Consider the following 22314-nt stretch of genomic DNA (forward strand, 5'->3'; position numbering starts at 1 on the left):
GGCACAAAAAAGGATTTCGAAAGGCGGCGGCAGAGTCAGGGCAAAAACAGGTCGGCCACATCGAACATCGTTCCACACTCTACGCACTCATAGTCAGTCCCGCCAGCGGATTTGACGTAGCCGCTGCACTTCGGACACGATTTTGCCATCGCGGAGAATGGGGTGTGGTGACACATAGCGCTTCCGGCGGTGTCACCTGTAGTGCGTCCACGTGCTTTCAGAATTATACACCGAGTACTTCGAGGCATGGGGGCCACGCAGAAAAATTCGTCCGTAGAATCGTATTATTCAGTTGCTAAATTGACAGCCGAAACGACCGTTTCGCCTGCCCACTCCCGTCTATGCCTCAGCCGTGGCGTCGAACACGGGCGAGTCGAGCCAGCCGTCGAACTGCACACTGGCGGTGTTCGTCCCACGACGCGCGGAGACGGCGTCACCGGAGCCGTCTGCTTCCGTCCCGCTCACAGGATCTACGACGGTTCCGGATGCGCTTTCGTGCGAAGAGACGCCATCAGACGACCCCCAGTAGTTGTTCGTCGCATCGACCACGTCGCTGTCGTGGTTTACGACCCCGTAGGCGTGGCTTTTCACGATGTCGTTCTCGTGAATCTCGATGAGTTCTGCGCCCTCGCCACCCGCGCCACAGAGCGCCGTCTCGTGGATTTCGATGCCGATGTTGTTGCTGGTAAACCGGTTTCGTTCGATGGTCATCGAGTCACTGACCGCACGCACTTCGATGCCGTGGACGTTATCGGTGAGAATGTTTCGCGTCACGACGTGGTCGCCACCGTCGAGCTGGATGCCGCCACCAGCCATATCGATGCCTTCGCCGCTTCCGACGAGCGTGTTCTCCTCGATGGTTTGGCCGGTTGCCCTCGCCGTGATGGCAAACTCGGTTGCGCCGGTGATGTGGTTGTCGTGGACGTTGTTGTTCGACCCAGTGACCGCAATCCCGGTTTCGACGTTCTTGATGCGGTTTTCTGCAATCACGTTGTTATCGCTCCGGATGAGGAACGCCGTGCTCTGGTAGGTTCTGCCGTCCGTCTGGAACGTGTTCCCGACGATGGTGTTTCCGGGTGCGTCTGGTCGCACGTCAACCGTCCCCTCCACGAAGCGGTTGTTTGTGATGTCGTTGTCCGAGGAATCGTCGATGATGAGCGTTTCCTGTGCGAGATGATTTTCGCGGAAGTTGTTTTCAACCACCGTGTTCCCGTCTGCGTGGTCGAGCACGATACCGAACATGCTGTGGGAGATATCGTTGTTCGCAACCGTCACGTCCGTCGTGTTATCGAGGTAGATTGCCCCGGTCACATCACCGTGTTTGAGCACGAGGTTCTGGACCGCGCCACCGTCGACGCCGTGGAGCTGGATGCCGCCACTACGCCGTTGCACCGAGAGGTTCTCGATTGTCACGTCGGTGAGCGTTCCCGCACCCTCGACGAGGATCGCCGCACCCTGTGCCGGGCCGTCAATCGTGTACCCCGCTCCGTCGATGGCCACATCGCTCGCGGTGACGTTTAGGCACGCTTCGCGCCCCTGGTTCGAGATGTTCTGTCCGAGCCGGTACTCCCCTGACTCTGAAATCGTTTGACATGCGTCAATCACGACGACTTCGGTCTGTGCGCCCCCAATCACGGCCCCACCCGCTGTTGTAGAAAGGAGGACGAGTAAAGTTCCAAACACTGCAGCCTGTGTTGACATAGCGGTGTATGCACAACTCAACGTCTGTGGGTGTTTATTATGAACGCGCTAAGCCGATAAAACAACGAAAATTGACTGAAAACGTCTCCTCGACTGCCCGTGAAACCACCATGCATCGCCATGACACTCTCTTAGTGTCTGGCGATTTTTCTCGTTGGTATTGAACAGATGGGGGACCGCTGATGCAATGTGGGGGAGCATCAGCGACCCTGGGGGAGTGGACCCATTCGCTTACAAATGACTCCACACTGGATTTTGGGGGCCCTCCAGTTAGGCCACTTTACCATTACTTCCCTGACAACATAATCTTTTATATTGACTCTCAGGAAAGTAAGAGCTAATTTTTAGCATACATATGTGGGCGGGGTGCAGTACCGGATTTTAGAGAAGCAGCTGACCTGCGTTTGCCGGTGGGCCCGGGCGGATTCGAACCCCGGTCGCAGACAAGCTGCTCCCTACTTCGAATCGCCCTCGCGTCACACAGTTGCGACTCGCGGAATTGCTCGTCACAAAATCTGATGGGCTCGGGCGGATTCGAACCACGCCCAGACGTACTCGCTCACGCTGCGTGCGTCTGGTCTGATTGAATCACCCTCGCGTCACACAGTTGCGACTCGCGGAATTGCTCGTCGCAAAATGTAGTGGGCTCGGGCGGATTCGAACCAAAGCAAGACTCACTCTGTTCGTCTTGCAGGGTTCAGAATCCTTCTCACAAACATTGCTGTTGCTCACGAGATTGTTCGCAACAGAAATGGGCTCGGGCGGATTCGAACCACCGACCTCGGCCTTGTAAAGGCCACGTCATAACCAACTAGACCACGAGCCCGCACCCCAACCAAACCACTGCCCAAGAATAACAGTTACTTTCTCGTCCGGAACCCTTACCGGGGGGCCACGCCTCCTCACAGCCATGGACCTTTCGGCTCGAACCCTCCTCAAAGGCCCAATCCCGTTTCTCATCATCGGGATTGTCGCCCTTCTCGCGTTCAATTTTGGGCTCATCGGCCCGCCCGCCCCACCCGCAGACGATGAGTACAACTGGACTGAGGTGACGATTACCGACGAACGCGGCCAGCAGCTCGGCGTCGTCACCGCTCGTATCGCAGATACGCCGGACAAACGCTACACGGGTCTCTCGAACACCACTTCTTTAGACGAGAACGAGGGGATGCTATTCACCTACGACTCGGAGGGTGAACACACCTACGTCATGCGGAATATGGATTTCCCGCTCGACATCATCTTCGTCGGTGCGAACGGGACGATTACCGAAATCTACCACGCGCCCGTCCCACCTGAGGGAACCACTGGCAACGACCTCACGCGCTATTCCGGCACCGGTCAGTACGTCCTCGAAGTGAACCGCGGCTGGACGACAGACCACGACGTTTCAGTCGGTGACACGGTCACTGTCACCGCATAACTGGGCATATCCTTTTCCGTCTCCCTCCCATGACTCAGGGCAATGGACGTCCCCGCAGACGAGGACGACCCCTTCGAAGCCCAGCGCGAACGAGTCGAGAACCCGATGTTGCGCCTGTTCACGCAGTACGGCAGTTCTAACAAACGCTCGTTCGCCATCGGCCTTTTCGGAAGTGTTGTCGCTCGTGTTTTAGACCTCTTGCCCCCGCTCATCCTCGCCGTCGCCATCGACGCTATCTTCTTCCAGACGGCGTCGTTTAGCCTCTTGCTCATCCCCGAGGCGTGGCTCCCGACCACCCGCACCGGCCAACTCTGGCTCTCTGCGGGCATCATCGGCGCGGCCTTTTTCGGCGGGGCTGGCTTCCACTGGCTCCGCAACTGGGGCTGGAACGACTTCGCCCAGAACATCCAGCACGCCATTCGCACCGACACCTACGACAAGATGCAGCGGCTGAACATGGACTTCTTCGCCGACAAACAGACCGGCGAGATGATGTCGATTCTCTCGAACGACGTCAACCGCTTAGAGCGATTCTTGAACGACGGGATGAACTCCGCGTTCCGGCTCTCGGTGATGGTCGTCGGCATCGCCGTCATCCTGTTTGCGATGAACTGGCAACTCGCCGTCATCGCGCTCGTGCCAGTTCCTGCAATCGCGTTTTTCACCTACAAGTTCGTCAATATCATCCAGCCGAAGTACGCCGACGTGCGCTCGTCGGTCGGCAAGGTGAACTCCCGACTCGAAAACAACCTTGGCGGTATCCAAGTCATCAAGGCGAGCAACACGGAATCCTACGAATCAGATCGCGTCGATGGCGTGTCGATGACCTACTTCGACGCCAACTGGGACGCCATCACGACGCGCATCAAGTTCTTCCCCGCCCTCCGCGTCCTCGCCGGAATCGGGTTCGTCATCACGTTCACCGTCGGCGGTCTGTGGGTGCTCAACGGGCCGCCCGGACCCCTCTCCGGCACCCTGAGCGCAGGCCAGTTCGTCGCGTTCATCATCTACACCCAGCGGTTCATCTGGCCGATGGCACAGTTCGGGCAAATCATCAACATGTACCAGCGCGCCCGCGCCTCGAGCGCCCGCATCTTCGGGCTGATGGATGAACCCGCGCGCATTGAGCAGGCACCCGACGCAATCGACCTCGACGTCGAAGACGGCAGCGTCGCCTACGAACACGTCACCTTCGGCTACGGAGACGACCGCATCTTAGAAGACGTGTCCGTAGACGTCGCGGGCGGCGAAACCCTCGCGCTCGTCGGCCCAACAGGGGCAGGCAAATCCACCTTCCTCAAACTGCTTCTCCGGATGTACGACGTGGACGAGGGGGCCATCACGGTGGACGGCACGGACATCCGCGACGTGACCCTCTCCAGTCTCCGCAACTCGATTGGCTACGTCAGTCAGGACACGTTCCTGTTTTACGGCACGGTCATGGAGAACATCGCCTACGGGACGTTCGACGCGGACGACGAGGCAATCGTCGAAGCCGCGAAAGCCGCAGAAGCCCACGAGTTCATCATGAACCTCCCCGACGGCTACGACACGATGGTGGGCGAACGCGGCGTGAAACTGTCTGGGGGCCAGCGCCAGCGCATCGCCATCGCCCGCGCCGTCCTCCGCGACCCGGACATCCTCATCTTAGACGAGGCGACCAGCGACGTGGACACCGAGACGGAGATGCTCATCCAGCGAAGCCTCGACAAACTCACCGCAGACCGGACGACGTTCGCCATCGCCCACCGCCTCTCAACCATCAAAGACGCAGACCAAATCGTGGTGCTCGAAGCCGGCAACATCGTCGAACGCGGCACCCACGACGACCTGCTCACCGCGGACGGGCTCTACGCCCACCTCTGGGGCGTCCAAGCCGGGGAAATCGACTCACTCCCCCAAGAATTCGTCGAACGCGCCGCCCGCAGACAGGCGCGAACTGAATCCACAGACTGACACATTAAGGTCAGGCAGGCACATGGGTCAGCCATGTACCTCGCCGAGGAGACGTGGACGGACGCAGACGCCCTCGACACGACTCTCGCATTGCTTCCCGTTGGCAGCACCGAACAGCACGGGCCACACGCCCCGCTCGGGACGGACATCCTCACCGCAGAAGCCGTCGCCGCCGCCGGGCACGATGCCTACGACGGCGACCTCATCGTCGCGCCAACCATCCCCGTCGGCATCGCCGAAGAACACCGTCACTTCACGGGCACGCTCTGGGTTTCTCCGGACACCTTCCGCCAATACGTCCGCGAAACTGTCCAGAGCCTCGCCTCTCACGGCTGGACGCGCGTCGTCATCGTGAACGGCCACGGCGGGAACATCGACGCACTCGCCGAAGTCTGCCAGACCATCACCCGCCACGATGACGCCTTCGCCGTCCCCTTCACGTGGTTCACCGGAAACAGCGAGATGGGACACGGCGGACCGCTCGAAACCGCCTTGCTCCGCCACACGAACCCCGACCTCGTCCACGAAGACCGCATCGAAGAAGCTCGAAAGGGCGCGGCAGACCGGTGGGGTGACTGGACGAGTCACGTAAACCTCGCGGTGGATTCAGCGGAGTTTACGGAAAACGGTGTGGTCGGCGACCCGAGTGCAGGCGACGCAGAACGCGGCGAGGCGCTGCTCGCGGACGCCGGAACGGCGCTCTCGAATCTGTTAGCAGCAGTCAACGAGCGAGACGTGTCACGGCCCACCCACCGATAATTACTCTTCTTCCTCGTCTTCGTCCACGTCTTCCGCTTCCTCGCCCATCTCCTCGAGCGATTTGCGGAGCTTTGGAATCGTCGAGGTGAGGCCGCCGACCTTCTCGTGGGCCTCTTCGATCTCCTCGATGAGTTCGGTGAGGTCCTCGATCTGTTCTTCTAAGTCGTCTGCGTCCTCGAAGGCGTCGGCGCGCACGCCCATCGTGTACCACTTTTTGGCGTTGCGCAGGTGTTCTTCTGCGTCGCCGGGGTTCAGCGCAGAGCGCAGTGAGTTGAGCACGCCGAGGGTGTTCTCGGCTTCCACGTCCCACACGTCGTCTGCGGCGGGGAGCGACTCGTATGCTTGCTGGAGATGCGACTCGACGTCGGCCCGCATTTCGCTTGCCGCTTCGCCGAAGAGTTCGTCGTCGTTGAGCGTCGCTTGACTCATGGCCTGGTATTCGTTGGCATCCCTTTTATACTATTGCCCGAAACTGAAAGTGAAAATCGCGTGCGGGCTGGGGGTTTCAACACAGCACGATTCCATCTCTTCGGCCATGATTCGTTTTGCGTGACAGTTTGTGCCCGAACAGACGCGGTACACCTAATCTGAAACGAGCCGATAGTATCCGATATGAGAACGGTGAACGCGGCTGTCGTAACGGAGCCGTCGGGGGATTTCCACATCGAGGAACTCACCCTTTCCGAGCCGCGCGCAGACGAGGTGCTCGTGCGAATCGTCGCAACCGGCATCTGCCCTGCCGACGCCGCGGTGCGCAAGCAGCACTTTTCGACACCGCTTCCCGCCGTGCTCGGACACGAAGGCGCAGGCGTCGTCGAAGCCGTTGGCGAGAACGTGACGACGGTTGCACCGGGCGACCACGTGGTACTCAGTTTCGACCACGACCGGACGTGTCGGAACTGTCGGGACGGCAATCCGGCGTACTGCTCGAACCTTAGCGCGTACAATTTCGCGGGCGTCAGAGGAGACACTGGAACCTCACCACTCCAGAGAGACGGTGACCCTGTCAGCCTCTTTTTCGGGCAATCGTCGTTCGCTACGCACTCGGTTGTCAGCGCGCGACAGGTGGTCGCCGTTCCAACCGATGTTCCCCTCGAACTCCTCGGGCCGCTCGGGTGTTCCGTCCAGACGGGAAGTGGGGCGGTTCTCAACTCGCTCGACCCAGCCCCCGGCACATCGATTGCGGTGTTCGGGGTCGGTGCTGTCGGACTGAGTGCGGTGTTGGGGGCTGTCGTCGCGGGCTGTACGAAAATCATCGCCGTTGACCGCCTCCAAAGTCGGCTCGAAATGGCGGAAAACTTCGGTGCGACGCACACGATACACGTTGCGGAGACCACAGACTTCGTGGAGACGATTCGAGAACTGACCGGCGATGGTGTGGACTTTTCGTTAGATACGACCTCAGCACCGGAACGCATCCGTCAGGCAGTCCGCGCAACCCGCGAAACGGGAACGTGCGGACTGCTCGGCGGGGCACCTGAAGAACCGGAACCAACGTTCGAACTGCTGCCCGTACTTCGGGGACGGAGGGTTCGCGGCATCTCACAGGGTGATTCAATTCCTGCCGTGTTCATCCCGCGACTTATCGAACTCTACCAACAAGACCGCTTTCCGTTCGACGAATTCGTCACCTTCTACGATTTTTCGGATATCAACCGCGCATTTGAGGACGTTGCAGACGGTCGCGTCATCAAACCGGTTCTTCGGATTGGCGACGTCTAAACGGTGTTACTGTTCGTTCTCGACATCGACGACGCGCATCATCGGGTAGCCGCCTTCCATCGCCATACGCGTGCGCACGGTGACGCCTTCGTAGGCGACGCGCATTTCGACGTCCATGAACTTGCCCGTGAGTTCGGTGTAGCCGTGGTCGATGGCCGCCGCGAGGTCGTCTTTGCGGATGTCGACCGTCACGTCCTCGCAGTGTGGTTGGTTCAAGATGGCTTCCTCCATCGCGCGTGCGAGGCTGTCTGCGCTCCCGGGGCTTACCGGTGTGCCCGCGAACTGGTGGTATAGCGTGCCGAACTTGATGCCCGCCTCGAAACAGGCGGTCTCTGCGTCGGTCGGTTCCATGTCTTTGATTCTGCTGGCAACTGGTTTACCTCTTCGTGTGGCACTGCGCGATAACCAATCACGCAACTCCTTTACGCCCCGAACTCTTTTTCCGACCATGGACTACGAAGCCAGCTTAGATCGGGCCATGGAGTCTGTGCCCGACTTCCGGGGCAGCGAAGACCGACTTCGCGTGCCAGACGCGCAGGCGCAGAAAGACGGGGCGTTCACTCGTCTAACAAACCTGAACGCGATTGCAGACGCTCTTTCCCGCAAGCCAGAGCACCTCCACAGCGCCATCCAGCGCGAGTTCGGTACCAACGGCCAAATCGACGAGAACTGGGCACGTTACAACGGGTCCTTTTCGGCCTCTGACTTCGAGGCCGCCATCGAGAGCTACATGGAAGAGTTCGTCACCTGTTCTGAGTGTGGCCTCCCTGACACCCGTTTGACGATGGAAGGGCGCACCCAGATGCTCCGCTGTGAGGCCTGTGGTGCGTTCCGTCCGGTCGCAAAACGTACGGCAACCTCTACGACGCAGAACCGAGCAGTCCTCGAAGAGGGCAAAACGTACGAGGTCAAAATCACCGACACCGGCCGCAAGGGCGACGGCGTCGCTGAGAAGGGCAAGTACACCATCTTCGTTCCCGGCGCACATGAGGGTGACGTGGTGAACATCTACATCGAAAACATCTCCGGCACGCTGGCGTTCGCGCGGCTCGCCTAATCTGCGGACAGCTTTTCTGAATCGCACGTTACTTACTGTCGCCGCTCGGAGAACCATCTGAATGGACGACCCGGTCTTACTCACGGGCGCTGCGGGCCGCGTCGGCACGGCCATCTTGGGCGGCATTGCCGACACGTACGAGTGGCGACTCCTCGACCGCGAACCCCCAACCGGCGAGGTCGACCACGAGTACGTCGTCGCCGACATCACGGATGAGGAAGCCATCCGCGAGGCGGTCGAGGGCGTCGGCGCAATCATCCACCTCGCGGGCGACCCCCGCCCCGAGGCCCCCTGGGACAGCGTCTTACAGAACAACATCGACGGCACACAGACAATTCTCGACGCGGCCGTGGACGCAGGCGTAGAGAAGTTCGCCTTCGCCTCCTCGAATCATGCGGTTGGTGCGTTCGAAACCGAGGAGCGAAAACCCGACATCTACCGCACCCACGACGAGTTCCGACTCGACGGGACGGAACTCCCCCGGCCGAGCAACCTTTACGGCGTCAGTAAAGCCGCTGGCGAAACCCTTGGCCGGTACTACCACGACCACTACGACTTAGACGTGGTGTGCGTGCGAATTGGCAACCTCACCAAAGACCACCCGCCAATCGACTACGAGCGCGGGCAGGCGATGTGGCTCTCGTATCGTGATTGTGCCCACCTGTTCGACCGCTGTATTCAGGCCGACTACGACTACGAAATCGTCTACGGCATCTCCGACAACGACCGAAAATACTACTCCATCGAGCGCGCGAAAGAAGTGCTCGGCTACGAGCCACAGGACAACTCCGCACACTTCGACGACTGAGTCAGTCGAACAGGCCGTCGACGTCGCGCACCTTCGCGTTTCGCCGGGCAACGTGCTGGCTGAGTCGCTCGAAGACGAGCGCACGATTCGTCGCGTCTGCGGCGAAATCCATGACCAGCGTGATGAACTGATTCGTTTCGTTTTTCTCGACCGCTTCGCTCGCGTAGGCGACGGCTTGTGCAACGACTTCGTCATCATAACCCAACTCCTCGGCCAACACGCTCGCGGCGATGGCGGCCGCGGGGAAATCGAGGTGATGGAGCTGGCACGGTGTGCCGTCGTAGGTTAGTACCAACGGCGCTTCGAGGTCGATGCTCTCTGGGGAGTTTTCGAGACCTGCAAGATAGGCGCGAACCACACCGACGTTCACGCGCCGGTAGGTTTCGGGGAGACCTGTGAGGTACTCGTGTGCGCTCCCGACCAGCCCTGCCATTCCCTCCCAGTTCTCACGCGTGGCGTGGTGGATGGCGGCGGTGAACTGAATCAGCCCGTGGAGCAGGCGCTCGTCGTCACTGCCGGGTTCGAGTTCGAGCCATTCGTCCTCCCACGCGTCGTGGGCGGCGTGAAACTCGCCCGCGTTGTAGATGGCGATGCCTGCTTTGAGGCTGTCGTCCATACTCGAAAGATGCGAGCGAGACGGAAAAGGGTCGCTACTGACCGGCTTGCCCGGCTGCGATTAGGGGGCGGTCTGTTTGTTCATCGAGCGTCACCAGATACTCGTCGATCGTCACAGGAACGCCTTCGTAAGCACACGGCGCAACCCCGATGAGGTCATCGTCGTGATACTCTGCGAGCACCATGAGCGGTAGGACGATGCTCGTGTACTGGTCGCCAGTGATGGCAGAATCAATCTCGTGGACTTCGAACACCGACGAGAGTGACCGTCCGTTTCGCTCTGCCCACGTCTCGAATTCGGTTATTTTCTCAAGCACCTGCTTGCCCGCGTCGGTGCGGGCGGCTTCGGTGGTGGCACACACCTCCTTGCCCCAGACTTCGATGGTATACTCATCGATAGCGGCGGCGTCTTTGAGGCTCTTTAACTGTGCGATAACGCGGTCTTGTTGTTTGCGTGCGACACTCGGTGCGAGCGAGCGGACGTATAGCTCTAGTCGAGTCGCTGATTGGTTGCTCATATCCCCTTCCCCTTGGCCGGTAGTAGGGACCTCCCTCACAAATAGTTGTTTGCCCCCTGTACAGACATTCAGATTGTGCAACACTGCTGCGGTAATAATTGCCATCGTCCTCTTTGCGGGCGGTTTTCCTGCGCCACCAGCACGCTGAGTGGTGGGTTCGATTAGCGTGAGCGTTCGCAATTAACGCTACTATAGCAATGTGTTGGGCACCGCAATCTACGTGAGACGACTCATGGCAACCCAACCATCCCGCACCCTCGCACAGGAAGGCTTTGGCTTCAGAATGGACTCGCTCACGTGGCTCCACTGGGTCACCGCCGCCCTCGCCGCGGTCACCGGCCTCGTCCATATCTACCTCTACACAGTGAACTTTCCACTCCCGTTCCTGTTCGCGGGCATCGTCTATTTCGCCGCGATTATCGCGATGTTCCTGAACATCTACCGCCGCCTGCTCTACGCGATTGGGATTCCCTTCGTTGCCGGACAAATCGCACTTTGGATACTTGCCGGGACACCTAACTTCACGATTGGCGTGTTCGACAAGGTGGTCCAAGTGCTCCTGCTCGTCGCACTTGGGTACCTCATCTATACGCGCGATTCACCCGTTTCAAGCTGAAGAAAACGCACACGATTTGGTACTCTCACACTTCTCGCTTCGCTCCTCGATGTTATGCGCGATAGAAACGTCCTGACGGAGTTCTACGAGATCGTTTGCTCTCGTAGAGCAGGTCAGGGCGCGAAATGAAATGAAGCGTCCTGACGGAGTCTCACACTCTCGTGTGAGGCCCGTGAGAACTGCGTTCTCACGGAGATTTGAACTCGGTCGCTGGCGCTCCCTGCTCAAATCTCCGCATGTGACGGTCAGTCGAGCACAGCCTCGTCGCTCCGCTCCTCGGTGTTGTGCGCGACAGAAACGTCCTGACGGAGTTCTACGAGAGCATTCGCTCTCGTAGAGCAAGTCAGGGCGCGAAATGAAATGAAGCGTCCTGACGGAGATTTGAACTCCGGTCCCTGGCTCCGCAAGCCAGGAGGATAGTCCACTACCCTATCAGGACTCATCTACACGTACCCGTGGCGGAGTTAAAGGGGTTACGATTCACGCCCTTCTCCCGTCCGTCGGTTTCACGGGTGTCACTCACTCGCGGGCGCCGCCGACCGATATGTGAAAGAGCCGTTTGAACCTCCCAAACGACCTTTATTACATCCCACTCACCTGATGGTATGAACCGTCGAAAATTCCTCGTGGCCGTCGCCGCGGGTGGCGTTGCTGGTGTCGCAGGCTGTGTGAGCTCGACGAATCCCGGGACTGGTGGCGAGAACACGACCGATGACCCGACGACGGAGCAGTCGCCCACGCTCACGAACACGTCGTTTACGGTGCTGTCGAAAGACTGTGGCAGCGAAGTGAGCGAGGCGTCCGTTTCCCACCAACCAGACCAGTCGCAGGTGCAGGTTTCGGGCATCATCTTCGGCCCGAGTGCCTGTTACACGGGGACCCTCGAATCGGCGACCTACGACGGCGAATCCGATACGCTCAGCGTTCACGTCGTCACCGAGCAACCGGACGAGGACGCGATGTGCGCCCAGTGCATCCAGGAGATTCAGTACGAAGCGTCGATTGGCTTTGAAAACGGCCTCCCCGAGACGGTGGTCGTGACCCACACCACGAACGGCGAAGCCCACGAAGTCGCCCGCGCCTCGCAGTCGGCGTAGGTTCAAGGCAGATGGCGGCGCAAGTGTCCCTCATGCACCCAACTTTTGACCGGTTGAAATCGGCAGACGAGAGGCGTCTACTCGGCCAACGACAACGCTTAAGCGCGGCCATAACTTGGTGAAGTGTACGATTATGGGCGATATTGAGGACATCTATGGGGACCTTGAGGCCGACGTCTCAGAGGAGGAGTTTCGAGAAGCGGTGGCCGCAAAGGTCGAACAGATGGGCGGGCTTGCAGACGAGGAAACGGCAGCCATGCTCATCGCGCACGAACTCGCGGACGGTGAGGTAGAGGGCATCGCGGACATCAAGCCCGGCCAAGACGAGGTCAAGTTCCTCGCGAAGGTCATGAAAATTGGCGACTTGCGCACCTTCGAGCGCGACGGCGAGGACGAAGACGGGCGCGTCATCAACGTCGAAGTCGCAGACGAAACCGGAAGCATTCGCATCAGTTTCTGGGACGAGCAAGCAGAGGCCATCGCAGGCGACCAGCTCGAAGTCGGCACCGTGTTGCGCATCAAAGGCCGTCCGAAAGAGGGCTTCAACGGCGTTGAAGTCAGCGTCGACCAAGCAGAACCCGACGACGAGGTAGACATCGACGTCGAGGTGCTCGACACCCACACCATCGAGAAGCTCTCACTCGGCCTGTCTGATGTGAACCTGCAGGGCAAAGTGCTCGACACCGGCACGATTCGAACGTTCTCGCGTGACGACGGCTCCGAGGGGCGCGTCTCGAATCTCACACTCGGCGACCCGACCGGTCGCATCCGAATCACGCTCTGGGACGAGCAGGCGAATCGCGCAGAAGAACTCACCGCTGGCACGTCGGTCGAAATCGTCGATGGCTACGTCCGCGAGCGCGACGGCAACTTAGAACTCCACGTTGGCAGCCGCGGCAAGGTCGAAGCAATCGACGAGGACATCGAGTACGTCCCCGAATCCACGCCAATTTCGGAGGTAGAAATCGGCATGAACGCGGATATCGGCGGCGTCGTCCGGTCTGCGGACCCAAAGCGCACCTTCGACCGTGACGACGGCTCCGAGGGACAGGTTCGGAACATCCGCGTCCAAGACTCGACCGGCGACATCCGCGTCGCGCTCTGGGGTGACAAAGCAGATTACGAAATCGGTCCCGGCGACGAAGTCCACCTCGCAGACGTGGAAATCAAAGACGGCTGGCAAGAGGACATGGAGGCCTCGGCTGGCTGGAAGACGACGATTTCAGTCACGCAAGACACCGACCGCGAAGTTGAAACGGACTCCACGGATGACGCCAAAGACACGGGCCTCTCTGCGTTCGCAAACGGCAACAAGCCCGATACCGACGACGGCGAGTCTGCCGACACAGACGGCGAGACGGTCGAGTTCACTGGGACGGTCGTCCAAGCGGGCAATCCAGTTGTCCTCGACGACGGCAAAGAGACGATGAGTGTCGAAACGTCCCAGACCGTCCAGCTCGGCCAAGAGATTACGGTTCGTGGCCAGCTGCGCGACGGTCGCCTCGACGCCACAGACATCTTTTAAGCAGCAAAACGCCCTGTAGCGCGACCGACGGAAACTCTTATGGGGCACTCAATCCCCTTCTGTGGTATGAGTGTAGAGCTACCGTTCGCCCCGGTAGACACCATCATACGCCGCAATGCTGGCTCCCTTCGCGTGAGTGCTGACGCCGCAGAAGAGCTTGCGCGCCGGATTCAAGGCCACGGTGCGACGCTCGCGATAGACGCCGCAGAGCACGCGACGGCGGATGGTCGAAAAACCCTGATGGCGCAGGATTTCGGTGTCGAACAGGCCATCGACAAGGATTCGCTGACCTTGCCGATTGCGCCCGTAGACCGCATTGCACGCCTCCGCATCGACAACAAATATCGCGTGGCGATGGACGCGCGCATCGCGCTTGCTGACATCCTCGAAGACTATGCAGAGGACATCGCGCTCGCCGCCGCGACGCTTGCCCGCCACGCGAACCGCCGTACCATCAAGGCAGAAGACATCCAGACCTATTTCGAACTCTTTGAATGAAATTTGGCTACAGCGAGGTCTGTCTGGACCACGACACGGGGGTTCGCCATCCCGAGAGTCCAGACCGTCTGCGCGCGATTCGTCGGGGGCTTGCCAAACAACACGGCGTTTCGTACATCGATGCTGACCCCGCGACTGAAGCCGCTGTCCGCGCCGTCCACGACGACGAGTACATAGACCGCGTCAAGCAGTTCTGTGCCGACGGCGGCGGCGAGTGGGACCCTGACACCATCGCCGTCGAAGCGACGTGGGACGCCGCCCTCAAGAGCGCCGGTCTCGCAGAATGGTCCGCACGCGCCGCCCTCGACGGCGAAGACGGCCGGAACACCCCGTTCTCGATTGGTCGTCCACCGGGCCACCACGCCGTCTACGACAACGCCATGGGCTTTTGTTTCATCAACAACGCCGCAGTCGCCGCCCAGTCCGCGCTCGACAGCGGTGATGCCTCTCGAGTGGCCATTTTCGACTGGGACGTCCACCACGGCAACGGCACCCAGGACATCTTCTACGAGCGCGGCGATGTCCACTATTCGTCGTTCCACGAAGCCGGGCTGTACCCCGGCACTGGCGAGGTCGAAGAAACTGGCGAGGGCGACGGAACGGGGACGACGCTTAACGCCCCGCTTCCCTCTGGGAGTGGTGATGCAGAATACGTCGGTGCGTTCGAGGAGTTGCTCATCCCTGCCCTCATGGAGTTCGAACCCGATTTACTGCTCGTGAGTGCGGGCTTCGATGCCCACGAACACGACCCGATCTCTCGCATGCGCGTCTCGACCGAAGGATACGGCGTCCTCACCGACCGCGTTCGCACGCTCGCCGACGACGTGGACGCCTCGCTCGGCTTCGTCCTCGAAGGCGGCTACGGCCTCGACACGCTCGCAGAAAGCATCACGATGGTACACGAGGTGTTCGATGGGCGCGAACCGGTCGAACCAGACGGCGACGCCTCAGAACGCGCCCAACTCATCATCGACCGGGCCGCGGAGGCTCACGGCCTCGGCGAGAAATAACGCGCGAGCGCTTCGCCGAAATCCGTCGCGAGTACGGCTACGTCCCCACCAACGAGTACCTCGTACGCTTGTTCTATCTGCCGCTGGACGGTTGCACCGAGCGCCACGTCGAAGAGCGCGTCGCTTTCCAGAAATTCGCTGGCTGTCGTAAACTCTCGGTCGCGTTCGACGACGTAGCGGTCGCCATCGATGAACGGTCCGAACACAGCAGGGTTGTCTGCGTACTTCTCGAAAAAGCCCGCTGCGTGAGTTTTGACGTGGACGGGTGGGCCTTCGTGGCGTTCGACAGCCGGTCGGGTTGCGATATCGAGTTCAGCGAACAGCACGGAGGTGTCGGCCGCGAACGTTGCTGTTCGGAGCACGTCAAACCCTCTGCGATTCAACTCACTTGCCATCCCGTCTACGGACTTGCGTAGCTGTGGATACAATTGGTCGTCGACGATGTCCGGTGTCTCGAAGCAGATGGCGACTGGAACGGTTTCACGGCGTTCGATGGCCATTCGAACTTGGTCTTCGGTGAGCGGGTCGGGCGTGGTGGCGATGAACAACGCTTCAGTTGGCTCTTCGAGGAAGACACGGGCGTAGTGCTGGAGTCGGGCGACGTTGTCGGGCGAGACGGCCGCCGCGACGTTTCGGAGTGGGTCGGTCGGGTCGATGACGACGAGCGCGTCTGTGAAGCTGCGCTGACCGTGGCTCTCCGGGTCGAATTTCACTGGTGGCTTCCAGTCGGCGGCGGCTTCGAGCAACGCGAGCAGACTGCCGTATTCGAGAATCAGGAGTTCGGTGAGATAGCCGGAAAACCCCTCAGTGCGGAGGTCGCTCCCGTAGACGCCGATGCCCTTCAGGAACTGCTTTGCGAGGCGCACGTCGCCCGCGAGTTCGGGCGTCAAGTGGTCGTCGAGATACGCGGTGTGAAACGGCGTGCGGTCGACGGCGGACTTGATGTCAGAGGCCGTCGGCACGTCGTAACACGGGACGAGGTCGACGCTGAAGCCGTCGAACTCACCTTTCGTGTACGGGTGTTCTGCGTACTCTTCGTGTCCGTCCGGGAGCACCTGCGAGCCAATCTGAAGCCCCAATCGTTCCAACTTCTCGCGGGGGAGGTCTGTAGGGAAGCGGACGAACACGTCGATGTCTCGGTCGCCGCTGATCCACGTCCCACGGGCGGTGCTCCCGACGAGGACGGTGTCAGCCTCGACTGCGAGGTCGTCGATGGCGTCCTGCGTGCGGTCGAGGAGTGCCCGGGCTGCCTCGGTGAGTCGGGCCTGTTCGTCCGCGTCGGGCTCGACCCAGTCCCGGACGCCGTCGAACACCCGCTCGTATTCGTCTCGCTCGGTCATTGAAATGGATTGACAGCGGGGTAGTGAAAGCGTGTCGATGCGAGGGAAAAAACGAAAGCCATATCATGCAACTCCCACTACCAGAAAACGCAGTCGTAAGCCGTCGTAGCTCAGATGGTAGAGCACCTCGCTGTTAAGGTTCGCAGTTCTTCTGTGGGCCGCAGACACGAGGTGGTCCCAGGTTCGAGCCCTGGCGACGGCGCTTTTACTACTCTCACTCCGTGAGGAACTCCTGTTCCGAACACGTCCGAGAGTAGTCACAGCGAAATTCGACAGGCTCGAATAACGAGCGAGTAGCGCGAGCGAGTGGATTCGAGCCCTGGCACTGGCGCTCAGTAGCTGATTAAGCTGCGCGGCTACTCGTGGGGGTGGTCGTCTGTGTTGTTGTACTTCCACAACCCTTCGTCGTTCTCTCGGGCCCAATCCTGCGCTGCTTGAATTGCGTCTGCATACCTCGAGTTCTCGTTTGTGAGGACACCGTAGCCGGAGCCAGCGATGTACTCAGCCCACGGTGTCTCTCTGCCGTCCCAATCGAAGTTCAGGTGGACGAGCGCGGTTCCGTCCGCAGTTGTCTCCCCGGTGTGTTCGATACTGAGATTCTCGCCACTTGGATGACTCAGCTTTTCCATGCCATCCGAGGCTGCATCGTACGCGATTTTCATCAAGTACTCTTGATGCATCTGAACCATCTCCGCAGATTTTGTTTCGTGGTAGTAGAACTCGGTCGGGTCATTTTCTGTTGCTGTGTACGAAGGGACCCGCACGTCGGCTAAGACTGCTGGGGCTTGTTTGTCTGCATCGGCATAGTACAGTGTGAACGTCGTGGCATCGTGCAGTTCGGTCAACCCGCCCACTTTTGTCCCGGATTGTAGCTCTCCATCGGCTTCGTTGTCCGAAGATTCTGTTGGCGCAGAGGTGGCTGTTTCAACGGGCGTCGAACTCGCAGCAGTAGTTTCAGCAGACGAGTCAGTAGTTTCGCTATCCGGGATTGCGTTGGTCGCTCTCTCATTTCCCGTGCAGCCCGCAAGTGCGACCAGACTGGCGCAAGAAGCTGTCGAATACAAAAACATTCTTCTTTCCATACTTGTTGTCTAGTTTACTGGTTGTTATTTGAATCATTGGATTCTGGCAAGCAAAATCTGACTTGTTATTCCTCCACAAACCAGAACCACCGGCTCGACACGCGGGGTAGAAAAATCAAGCGACTTGCTATTCTAACACCATCTGGCACACTTTTACTACTGCGGTCTGGCTAGGAATCGACGTCTGGAGTGGACGCCTCGCGTCAAGCGATAGGCTAAATACACTTACGAGAAAATGAGCCAACAGAGGGCCCTTAGCTTAGTCTGGTTAAAGCGCCCGGCTCATAACCGGGTGAGCGCTGGTTCAAATCCTGCAGGGCCCATGATTCTTCCGCGAATACTCTGAGCGGAGAATCATCTATCCCGAAGGTTTTGAAGCAGGGAGCGATAGCGACCGAGGTTCAAATCCTGCAGTACACACCCATTCGTCACTTAGTCCTCACGGCCGCTGGTTTCGTTGCGTGCACGCTGGATGGCTGCAACGCGTTCGTCCCGGCGCTGGATTGCTTCGGCGAGGGATTCTTCGTACGTGTGGAAGCCAGCGCCAGACGCGACGCCGGTATCGCCCGTTGCAATGCGGTCTTCGAACACGGGCCCGGCTTCAGTGGCAGTGGATAGCGCTGGGTAAATGGTATTGGCAATATCGCGGAACAGGTCCACGCCAGAGAGATCGGCGGTCTCGAACGGCCCAACAGCCGCGGTTCTGAGTGCGTAGCCATCTCGCACCGCACGCTCTACGTCGTCAAGCGAGGCGACTCCTTCTGCGACCAGATGGGTGCACTCTCGGATAACCGCGAACTGGATTCGGTTCCAGACGAAGCCGGGAACGTCACGCTCGACGACGATCGGATCGCGTCCGACTGCCTCAACGAACTCCACGGTTCGCTCGACGGTTTCACGGGATGTCTTTTCGCCTCGAACAACCTCGACGAGCGGGAGCAAGTAGGGTGGGTTCCACCAGTGGCAGCCGACAAGTCGCTCGGGAGTGGGAACGAACTCGCCGAGTTCGGTAATCGGAATCCCGGACGTGTTGGACGCGAGAATTGCATCGTCGGGGGCGGCTGACGCAACGGTTTCAAGCACCTCACGCTTGACCTCGCGATTTTCGGACACCGTCTCCAACACGAGGTCTGCGTCGGCAACGCCAGCGGCTGTCTCAAGTGTGTAGTCAATCGATTCGCGGATGGCTGCTTTGGCTCCCGTCAACAAGCCCTCTTTCTCTAGGAAGGTGAGTGCATCCGTGACTGACTCGCAAGCCGTGTCGAGGTTCGATTGCCGATGGTCGATGAGTGTTGTCGACGTCCCGTGACGAGCGAATTGAACGGCGAGCCCAGCGCCCATGTTGCCCGCACCAATGATTGCCACGTGTGACGGTGGAGTTGCCATGCCAGTGACTGGCACAGACGGACGATAAAGCTACGGATGAACCACACTACTGCGAGTGGCTGTTCGTGAGAGTATGGTTTGATACGAGCCACCGGCGAGAACCCGAGTTGTCCGGTTAGCTCAGGTCTTCGACGAGTTCGACAACGTAGCCGTCGGGACCTTCGATGAATGCGATGCGGGCGTCTGCCACGTCCACGGTCAGGGGACCGTCGATGACCGCACAGCCGGTTTCAGCTACCATTCGCGCTGTCTCGGCGTCAACGTCGTCGACGGCAACCGCGACGTGGTCGATGGTCTCGCGATCCGGGGACGGCGTGGCGTGGTCAGGGTCATAGCGGAATTGGAGTTCCCCGTGTTCACCTCCAATATAGACGTTCTCGATGCCGTCGAGTGTGAACGACCAGTTCTCTTCAAGTCCGAGTGCGTCTACGAAGAAGGCTCGTGTTGCGTCGAGGTCAGAAACCCAGATTGCTGTGTGGATGACGTCCATTTCCTCCGATTACCACTCGCGGACTTAAAACTCAGGATACCAGTAGGAACTGCATCGCTGGGGTATCTCGGTATGCTGCAGCCTGTTTACGCGAATGACACACCCTCTCGTCCGGTCAGAAACCGTCTGCGGCCTTCGCATACGCTTTTTTGCCCTGCTGTTCCACTCCCCGTATGGAACTCGTTTCGGTCGCCGCCCTCGCAGAGAATCGCGTCATCGGGAAGGACGGAGAGATTCCGTGGGAGAGCATTCCTGCAGACAAACAGCAGTATCGCGCCCGCATCGCAGCCCACCCCATCATCCTCGGGCGCAAGACGTTCGACTCGATGCGCGAGGATTTGCCCGGCACGGCGCAAATCGTGTTGAGCCGAAGCGAACGCGAATTCGACGTCGAGACGGCCCACCACGCGAGCACCGTCGCGGAAGCCCTCGACATCGCAACATCGCTTGGCGACGAGACGGTGTACGTCATCGGCGGCGGGAAAATCTACGAATTATTTCAACCCCACCTCGACCGGATGGTGCTGAGTCGTGTGCCCGGCGAGTACGAGGGCGATGCGTACTATCCGGAGTGGGACGAAACCGAGTGGGACCTCAAAAGTGAAACCGAATACGACGACTTCACGCTCCAAGAGTGGCTTCGGGTGTAGTCGCCGTCCCACTCGCGCACCCAGCTGCAGTCGACCGGGCGACAACTCGGTTAGTTCGACGAGGGATGCAGGAGCCTTCGAAGCTCCTCCGTGAGCGAAACGAGCCGCGGCGTCCAGCGGTTGAGCACCGTGCCGTCCATGACGTGAACCCGGTCTGCCTGGACGGCCGAAAGCGACTCCCAACCGGGTCGGCTCGTCAGCTCTGACAGTCGAGCGCGAGTTTCGGCTGGCTCGAAGCTACAGGGTGCGACGATGAGCACGTCAGGGTTGTACTCGCGTATCTCCGCCCAGTCGACGGTGACACTTCGGTCGCCGGGGTCTGCGAGACCGTACGTCCCGCCAGCAGCTTCCACGATTTCTGGCACCCAGTTCGCCGCGACGTGAAGTGGTTCCATCCACTCGATGACCGCGACGCGCGGTCGGTCGTCGGGCGCTGACGCTGCAATCTCTGCAAGCCGACGTTGACACTGGCCGACGACCTCGATTGCTCTCGCTTCGGTTCCCGTCGCTGCGCCGACCTGTGCCACGCACTCAAACACGTCAGACAGAGTGCTCGCGCTGAGGCCGAGAACGGTGGCCACAGAATCATCGAGTGTGTCGCGGACGAACGCCTCATCGACGGCGCAGACGCCGCACACCGACTGGCTGAGGATGAGGTCTGGGGTACAGGCTTCGAGCAGTTCCACGTCTAGCTCGTATACGCCGCCTTCGCGTCGTGCCGTGGCAACCGAGTCGTGTCGTGCGGCGCTCGATTCGCCGGTCACCCGCGAGCGGTCGATGACCGGCACGGACCCGACTGCCTCGGGGAAATCGCAGGCGTGGGAGACGGCGACCGGTTCGATGCCGAGCGCGTAGCAAATCTCGGTTCCAGACGGTGAGGTCGAGACCACGCGCGGTTCAGCGGTTGGATTAGCTGGAAACAGCGCGTCGCTCATCTGCGCCCCCGTCGGAACAGTGCACTCACTGAGAGCACCGCAAGCGCGGCGAACGCGCTGAGGAACCCAAAGCCGGGGCCGGTGGTTTCGGTCGTTTCCGTGGCGTCGGTGGTCGTCGTTGCAGTAGTCGTAGCCGCAGTGGTCGTGGTCGTGTTCACCGACGCCTCAGCACTCGCGTTCGCCTCCGCTTTGGCGTAGGCGTCCGGGTGCAGCGTTTCAGCCAGTTTCGTCACCGCTCGAACGGTTCGCGGCGCAGGCCGATTCAGGTATTCGAGTTGAATCACCACGACGTTGCCTTCTTTCACCGCGGTCGTCTCGTTGTAGGCGTCCGTTTTCGGGACGGCTGGGGTGTCCGTATTCCGAATAATCCAGTCCGGGTTTGCACCCACGATGAACTCCGGATTCGCCACCTGATAGCCTTCGATTCCGGCTTCTGCGGCCACGTTTCTGCCGCCAGCGCGTTCGATAATCGTGTTGATGAAGGTGTCCTTCCCAGCGGTGTAGCCGTAGAAACTGTAGAGTACTTTTGGCCGGTCTTCGCCTTCGGTCGCCGCGTCAACGACCGAGAGGTTCTGTTGCATCGTCGCTACCGTGTTCGCGGCGCCGTCACAGGCTCCGACGAGCCGACCCACGTTCGTCACCTTCTGTTCGATGTCAGCGAGCGTTTCTGCGCGGTGGATGTGGTACACCGTCACGTCGGCTGCGCGCAGGGCGCGAATCGTGTCCTTCGAGGTCGCGTTCGGCGCGAGTACGAGGTCGGGTTCGAGGCCAACAACCGTTTCGATGTTGACGATGCTCTCGCTGGTCGAGACGTTCATGCGAGTTTCTGCACCGTCGAGATTCGCCGCGTACTTGGTGAGGCCAACGACTTTCTCGCGTTCGCCAATCTCCCACATCGTCTGGGCGGCACTCGGGCTGAGCGTGACAACTCGCTCAGGCGCAGAAGAAAGCGTCACGTCCGTCCCGGTCGCGTCGGTGAGCGTCACCGGAAAGCTACATTCGTCGGCGGTCATTGCGCTCGAACTCTGTGAGTGGCCGGTAACACCGGCTGGAACCAGCGTCACGGTCACGAGAAGTGCGAGGGCAACTGTGGTTGCTAATCGTTCATTCATCGAGTACGCCGTCG

The 22314-nt window shown here is 60.0% G+C and carries 23 protein-coding genes and 4 tRNA genes; 14 read left to right on the forward strand and 13 right to left on the reverse strand.

The genetic code is table 11. From position 1 onward, the window contains the following. Positions 1-339: 339 nt before the first annotated feature. Together V5N47_RS09825 and V5N47_RS09830 are read right to left on the reverse strand one after the other, a co-directional pair. The gene (locus V5N47_RS09825) at positions 340-1701 is read right to left on the reverse strand and encodes a NosD domain-containing protein (protein WP_338727196.1); all 1362 of its coding nucleotides are present in this window, start codon (positions 1699-1701) and stop codon (positions 340-342) included. A 752-nt stretch (positions 1702-2453) separates the two neighbouring features. Further along, positions 2454-2527 (reverse strand) — tRNA-Val (locus V5N47_RS09830). Between the two features lie 84 nt (positions 2528-2611). Between V5N47_RS09830 and V5N47_RS09835 the strand changes: the two genes are divergently transcribed. The 3 genes from V5N47_RS09835 to V5N47_RS09845 are packed head-to-tail and all read left to right on the forward strand — an operon-like array spanning position 2612 to position 5839. Further along, the gene (locus tag V5N47_RS09835) at positions 2612-3124 is read left to right on the forward strand and encodes a DUF192 domain-containing protein (protein ID WP_338727197.1); all 513 of its coding nucleotides are present in this window, start codon (positions 2612-2614) and stop codon (positions 3122-3124) included. Positions 3125-3166: 42 nt separating this feature from the next. After that, on the forward strand, positions 3167-5080 hold the full coding sequence (locus V5N47_RS09840) for an ABC transporter ATP-binding protein (protein WP_338727198.1): 1914 nt from the start codon (positions 3167-3169) through the stop codon (positions 5078-5080). Between the two features lie 33 nt (positions 5081-5113). After that, positions 5114-5839: a creatininase family protein gene (locus tag V5N47_RS09845; RefSeq protein WP_338727200.1), complete on the forward strand. Its 726-nt coding sequence runs from the start codon at positions 5114-5116 to the stop codon at positions 5837-5839. On the opposite strand, the gene V5N47_RS09850 is transcribed toward V5N47_RS09845, so the two are convergent. Next, positions 5840-6268 carry a DUF5790 family protein gene (locus V5N47_RS09850; RefSeq protein ID WP_338727201.1) on the reverse strand — a complete coding sequence of 143 codons (429 nt, stop codon included), beginning with the start codon at positions 6266-6268 and terminating at the stop codon, positions 5840-5842. A 183-nt stretch (positions 6269-6451) separates the two neighbouring features. Here V5N47_RS09850 and V5N47_RS09855 point away from each other — a divergent pair, with 183 nt between their 5' ends. Then, positions 6452-7561: an NAD(P)-dependent alcohol dehydrogenase gene (locus tag V5N47_RS09855; protein WP_338727202.1), complete on the forward strand. Its 1110-nt coding sequence runs from the start codon at positions 6452-6454 to the stop codon at positions 7559-7561. Positions 7562-7567: 6 nt separating this feature from the next. Here V5N47_RS09855 and V5N47_RS09860 read toward each other — a convergent pair whose 3' ends face one another. After that, positions 7568-7912: a dihydroneopterin aldolase family protein gene (locus tag V5N47_RS09860; RefSeq protein ID WP_338727204.1), complete on the reverse strand. Its 345-nt coding sequence runs from the start codon at positions 7910-7912 to the stop codon at positions 7568-7570. A 97-nt stretch (positions 7913-8009) separates the two neighbouring features. On the opposite strand from V5N47_RS09860, the gene V5N47_RS09865 reads away from it, so the two are divergent. Together V5N47_RS09865 and azf are read left to right on the forward strand one after the other, a co-directional pair. Beyond that, positions 8010-8618, forward strand: coding sequence for a translation initiation factor IF-2 subunit beta (locus V5N47_RS09865; RefSeq protein ID WP_338727205.1), 609 nt, complete (start codon positions 8010-8012; stop codon positions 8616-8618). A gap of 61 nt (positions 8619-8679) precedes the next feature. Further along, positions 8680-9426, forward strand: coding sequence for an NAD-dependent glucose-6-phosphate dehydrogenase Azf (gene azf, locus V5N47_RS09870; RefSeq protein WP_338727206.1), 747 nt, complete (start codon positions 8680-8682; stop codon positions 9424-9426). A 1-nt stretch (position 9427) separates the two neighbouring features. Here the strand turns inward: azf and V5N47_RS09875 are convergent, their stop codons facing one another. Both V5N47_RS09875 and V5N47_RS09880 read right to left on the reverse strand, forming a co-directional pair. After that, positions 9428-10042 carry a DUF309 domain-containing protein gene (locus V5N47_RS09875; RefSeq protein ID WP_338727207.1) on the reverse strand — a complete coding sequence of 205 codons (615 nt, stop codon included), beginning with the start codon at positions 10040-10042 and terminating at the stop codon, positions 9428-9430. Between the two features lie 34 nt (positions 10043-10076). After that, positions 10077-10559, reverse strand: a complete 483-nt coding sequence (locus V5N47_RS09880) for an HTH domain-containing protein (RefSeq protein ID WP_338727208.1) — start codon at positions 10557-10559, stop codon at positions 10077-10079. A 232-nt stretch (positions 10560-10791) separates the two neighbouring features. Here V5N47_RS09880 and V5N47_RS09885 point away from each other — a divergent pair, with 232 nt between their 5' ends. Beyond that, on the forward strand, positions 10792-11175 hold the full coding sequence (locus tag V5N47_RS09885) for a hypothetical protein (RefSeq protein WP_338727210.1): 384 nt from the start codon (positions 10792-10794) through the stop codon (positions 11173-11175). Positions 11176-11541: 366 nt separating this feature from the next. Here V5N47_RS09885 and V5N47_RS09890 read toward each other — a convergent pair. Then, positions 11542-11614, reverse strand: a tRNA-Arg gene (locus V5N47_RS09890). A gap of 166 nt (positions 11615-11780) precedes the next feature. Here V5N47_RS09890 and V5N47_RS09895 point away from each other — a divergent pair. From V5N47_RS09895 to V5N47_RS09910, 4 genes are all read left to right on the forward strand, one after another. Then, positions 11781-12272, forward strand: a complete 492-nt coding sequence (locus V5N47_RS09895; RefSeq protein ID WP_338727211.1) for a twin-arginine translocation signal domain-containing protein — start codon at positions 11781-11783, stop codon at positions 12270-12272. Positions 12273-12405: 133 nt separating this feature from the next. Next, positions 12406-13797, forward strand: coding sequence for a single-stranded DNA binding protein (locus V5N47_RS09900; RefSeq protein WP_338727212.1), 1392 nt, complete (start codon positions 12406-12408; stop codon positions 13795-13797). 66 nt (positions 13798-13863) lie between these two features. Next, a complete protein-coding gene (locus V5N47_RS09905; RefSeq protein ID WP_338727213.1) occupies positions 13864-14295 on the forward strand; it encodes a histone in 432 nt (143 codons plus the stop codon). Further along, a complete protein-coding gene (locus V5N47_RS09910; protein ID WP_338727215.1) occupies positions 14292-15305 on the forward strand; it encodes a histone deacetylase in 1014 nt (337 codons plus the stop codon). The genes V5N47_RS09905 and V5N47_RS09910 overlap by 4 nt, the downstream gene beginning before the upstream one ends. Here the strand turns inward: V5N47_RS09910 and cca are convergent. Next, complete coding sequence (gene cca / locus V5N47_RS09915) at positions 15284-16645, reverse strand: CCA tRNA nucleotidyltransferase (protein ID WP_338727217.1); 1362 nt, start codon at positions 16643-16645, stop codon at positions 15284-15286. The genes V5N47_RS09910 and cca overlap by 22 nt on opposite strands. Before the next feature lie 99 nt (positions 16646-16744). On the opposite strand from cca, the gene V5N47_RS09920 reads away from it, so the two are divergent. Then, positions 16745-16847: transfer RNA gene (locus V5N47_RS09920), tRNA-Asn, on the forward strand. A 154-nt stretch (positions 16848-17001) separates the two neighbouring features. Here the strand turns inward: V5N47_RS09920 and V5N47_RS09925 are convergent. Next, positions 17002-17490, reverse strand: coding sequence for a hypothetical protein (locus tag V5N47_RS09925; RefSeq protein WP_338727218.1), 489 nt, complete (start codon positions 17488-17490; stop codon positions 17002-17004). 485 nt (positions 17491-17975) lie between these two features. Between V5N47_RS09925 and V5N47_RS09930 the strand changes: the two genes are divergently transcribed. Then, positions 17976-18050, forward strand: a tRNA-Ile gene (locus tag V5N47_RS09930). Positions 18051-18159: 109 nt separating this feature from the next. On the opposite strand, the gene V5N47_RS09935 is transcribed toward V5N47_RS09930, so the two are convergent. Continuing rightward, the gene (locus V5N47_RS09935) at positions 18160-19113 is read right to left on the reverse strand and encodes a 3-hydroxyacyl-CoA dehydrogenase family protein (protein ID WP_338727219.1); all 954 of its coding nucleotides are present in this window, start codon (positions 19111-19113) and stop codon (positions 18160-18162) included. Positions 19114-19228: 115 nt separating this feature from the next. After that, positions 19229-19603: a VOC family protein gene (locus V5N47_RS09940; protein WP_338727220.1), complete on the reverse strand. Its 375-nt coding sequence runs from the start codon at positions 19601-19603 to the stop codon at positions 19229-19231. Positions 19604-19776: 173 nt separating this feature from the next. On the opposite strand from V5N47_RS09940, the gene V5N47_RS09945 reads away from it, so the two are divergent. Continuing rightward, positions 19777-20253, forward strand: coding sequence for a dihydrofolate reductase (locus tag V5N47_RS09945; RefSeq protein WP_338727221.1), 477 nt, complete (start codon positions 19777-19779; stop codon positions 20251-20253). A 50-nt stretch (positions 20254-20303) separates the two neighbouring features. On the opposite strand, the gene V5N47_RS09950 is transcribed toward V5N47_RS09945, so the two are convergent. Together V5N47_RS09950 and V5N47_RS09955 are read right to left on the reverse strand one after the other, a co-directional pair. Next, positions 20304-21188 carry an ABC transporter substrate-binding protein gene (locus V5N47_RS09950; RefSeq protein ID WP_338727222.1) on the reverse strand — a complete coding sequence of 295 codons (885 nt, stop codon included), beginning with the start codon at positions 21186-21188 and terminating at the stop codon, positions 20304-20306. Next, entirely contained in the window at positions 21185-22300 is a 1116-nt protein-coding gene (locus V5N47_RS09955; RefSeq protein WP_338727223.1) for a PGF-CTERM-anchored ABC transporter substrate-binding protein, read from the reverse strand. The genes V5N47_RS09950 and V5N47_RS09955 overlap by 4 nt, the downstream gene beginning before the upstream one ends. Between the last annotated feature and the right edge of the window lie 14 nt (positions 22301-22314).

This window comes from Haladaptatus sp. DJG-WS-42, assembly GCF_037198285.1.
Taxonomy (GTDB): domain Archaea; phylum Halobacteriota; class Halobacteria; order Halobacteriales; family Halococcaceae; genus QDMS2.

What these genes read in the sequence shown, in the direction of transcription:
- V5N47_RS09865 (WP_338727205.1), top strand. Translation starts at nt 8,010, where the DNA reads ATGGACTACGAAGCCAGCTTAGATCGGGCCATGGAGTCTGTGCCCGAC.
- V5N47_RS09900 (WP_338727212.1), top strand. Translation starts at nt 12,406, where the DNA reads ATGGGCGATATTGAGGACATCTATGGGGACCTTGAGGCCGACGTCTCA.
- V5N47_RS09950 (WP_338727222.1), bottom strand. Translation starts at nt 21,188, where the DNA reads ATGAGCGACGCGCTGTTTCCAGCTAATCCAACCGCTGAACCGCGCGTG.
- V5N47_RS09875 (WP_338727207.1), bottom strand. Translation starts at nt 10,042, where the DNA reads ATGGACGACAGCCTCAAAGCAGGCATCGCCATCTACAACGCGGGCGAG.
- V5N47_RS09940 (WP_338727220.1), bottom strand. Translation starts at nt 19,603, where the DNA reads ATGGACGTCATCCACACAGCAATCTGGGTTTCTGACCTCGACGCAACA.
- V5N47_RS09910 (WP_338727215.1), top strand. Translation starts at nt 14,292, where the DNA reads ATGAAATTTGGCTACAGCGAGGTCTGTCTGGACCACGACACGGGGGTT.
- V5N47_RS09825 (WP_338727196.1), bottom strand. Translation starts at nt 1,701, where the DNA reads ATGTCAACACAGGCTGCAGTGTTTGGAACTTTACTCGTCCTCCTTTCT.
- V5N47_RS09860 (WP_338727204.1), bottom strand. Translation starts at nt 7,912, where the DNA reads ATGGAACCGACCGACGCAGAGACCGCCTGTTTCGAGGCGGGCATCAAG.
- V5N47_RS09955 (WP_338727223.1), bottom strand. Translation starts at nt 22,300, where the DNA reads ATGAATGAACGATTAGCAACCACAGTTGCCCTCGCACTTCTCGTGACC.
- V5N47_RS09935 (WP_338727219.1), bottom strand. Translation starts at nt 19,113, where the DNA reads ATGGCAACTCCACCGTCACACGTGGCAATCATTGGTGCGGGCAACATG.
- V5N47_RS09835 (WP_338727197.1), top strand. Translation starts at nt 2,612, where the DNA reads ATGGACCTTTCGGCTCGAACCCTCCTCAAAGGCCCAATCCCGTTTCTC.
- V5N47_RS09885 (WP_338727210.1), top strand. Translation starts at nt 10,792, where the DNA reads ATGGCAACCCAACCATCCCGCACCCTCGCACAGGAAGGCTTTGGCTTC.
- V5N47_RS09840 (WP_338727198.1), top strand. Translation starts at nt 3,167, where the DNA reads ATGGACGTCCCCGCAGACGAGGACGACCCCTTCGAAGCCCAGCGCGAA.
- V5N47_RS09880 (WP_338727208.1), bottom strand. Translation starts at nt 10,559, where the DNA reads ATGAGCAACCAATCAGCGACTCGACTAGAGCTATACGTCCGCTCGCTC.
- V5N47_RS09850 (WP_338727201.1), bottom strand. Translation starts at nt 6,268, where the DNA reads ATGAGTCAAGCGACGCTCAACGACGACGAACTCTTCGGCGAAGCGGCA.
- V5N47_RS09855 (WP_338727202.1), top strand. Translation starts at nt 6,452, where the DNA reads ATGAGAACGGTGAACGCGGCTGTCGTAACGGAGCCGTCGGGGGATTTC.
- azf (WP_338727206.1), top strand. Translation starts at nt 8,680, where the DNA reads ATGGACGACCCGGTCTTACTCACGGGCGCTGCGGGCCGCGTCGGCACG.
- V5N47_RS09845 (WP_338727200.1), top strand. Translation starts at nt 5,114, where the DNA reads ATGTACCTCGCCGAGGAGACGTGGACGGACGCAGACGCCCTCGACACG.
- V5N47_RS09945 (WP_338727221.1), top strand. Translation starts at nt 19,777, where the DNA reads ATGGAACTCGTTTCGGTCGCCGCCCTCGCAGAGAATCGCGTCATCGGG.
- V5N47_RS09905 (WP_338727213.1), top strand. Translation starts at nt 13,864, where the DNA reads ATGAGTGTAGAGCTACCGTTCGCCCCGGTAGACACCATCATACGCCGC.
- cca (WP_338727217.1), bottom strand. Translation starts at nt 16,645, where the DNA reads ATGACCGAGCGAGACGAATACGAGCGGGTGTTCGACGGCGTCCGGGAC.
- V5N47_RS09895 (WP_338727211.1), top strand. Translation starts at nt 11,781, where the DNA reads ATGAACCGTCGAAAATTCCTCGTGGCCGTCGCCGCGGGTGGCGTTGCT.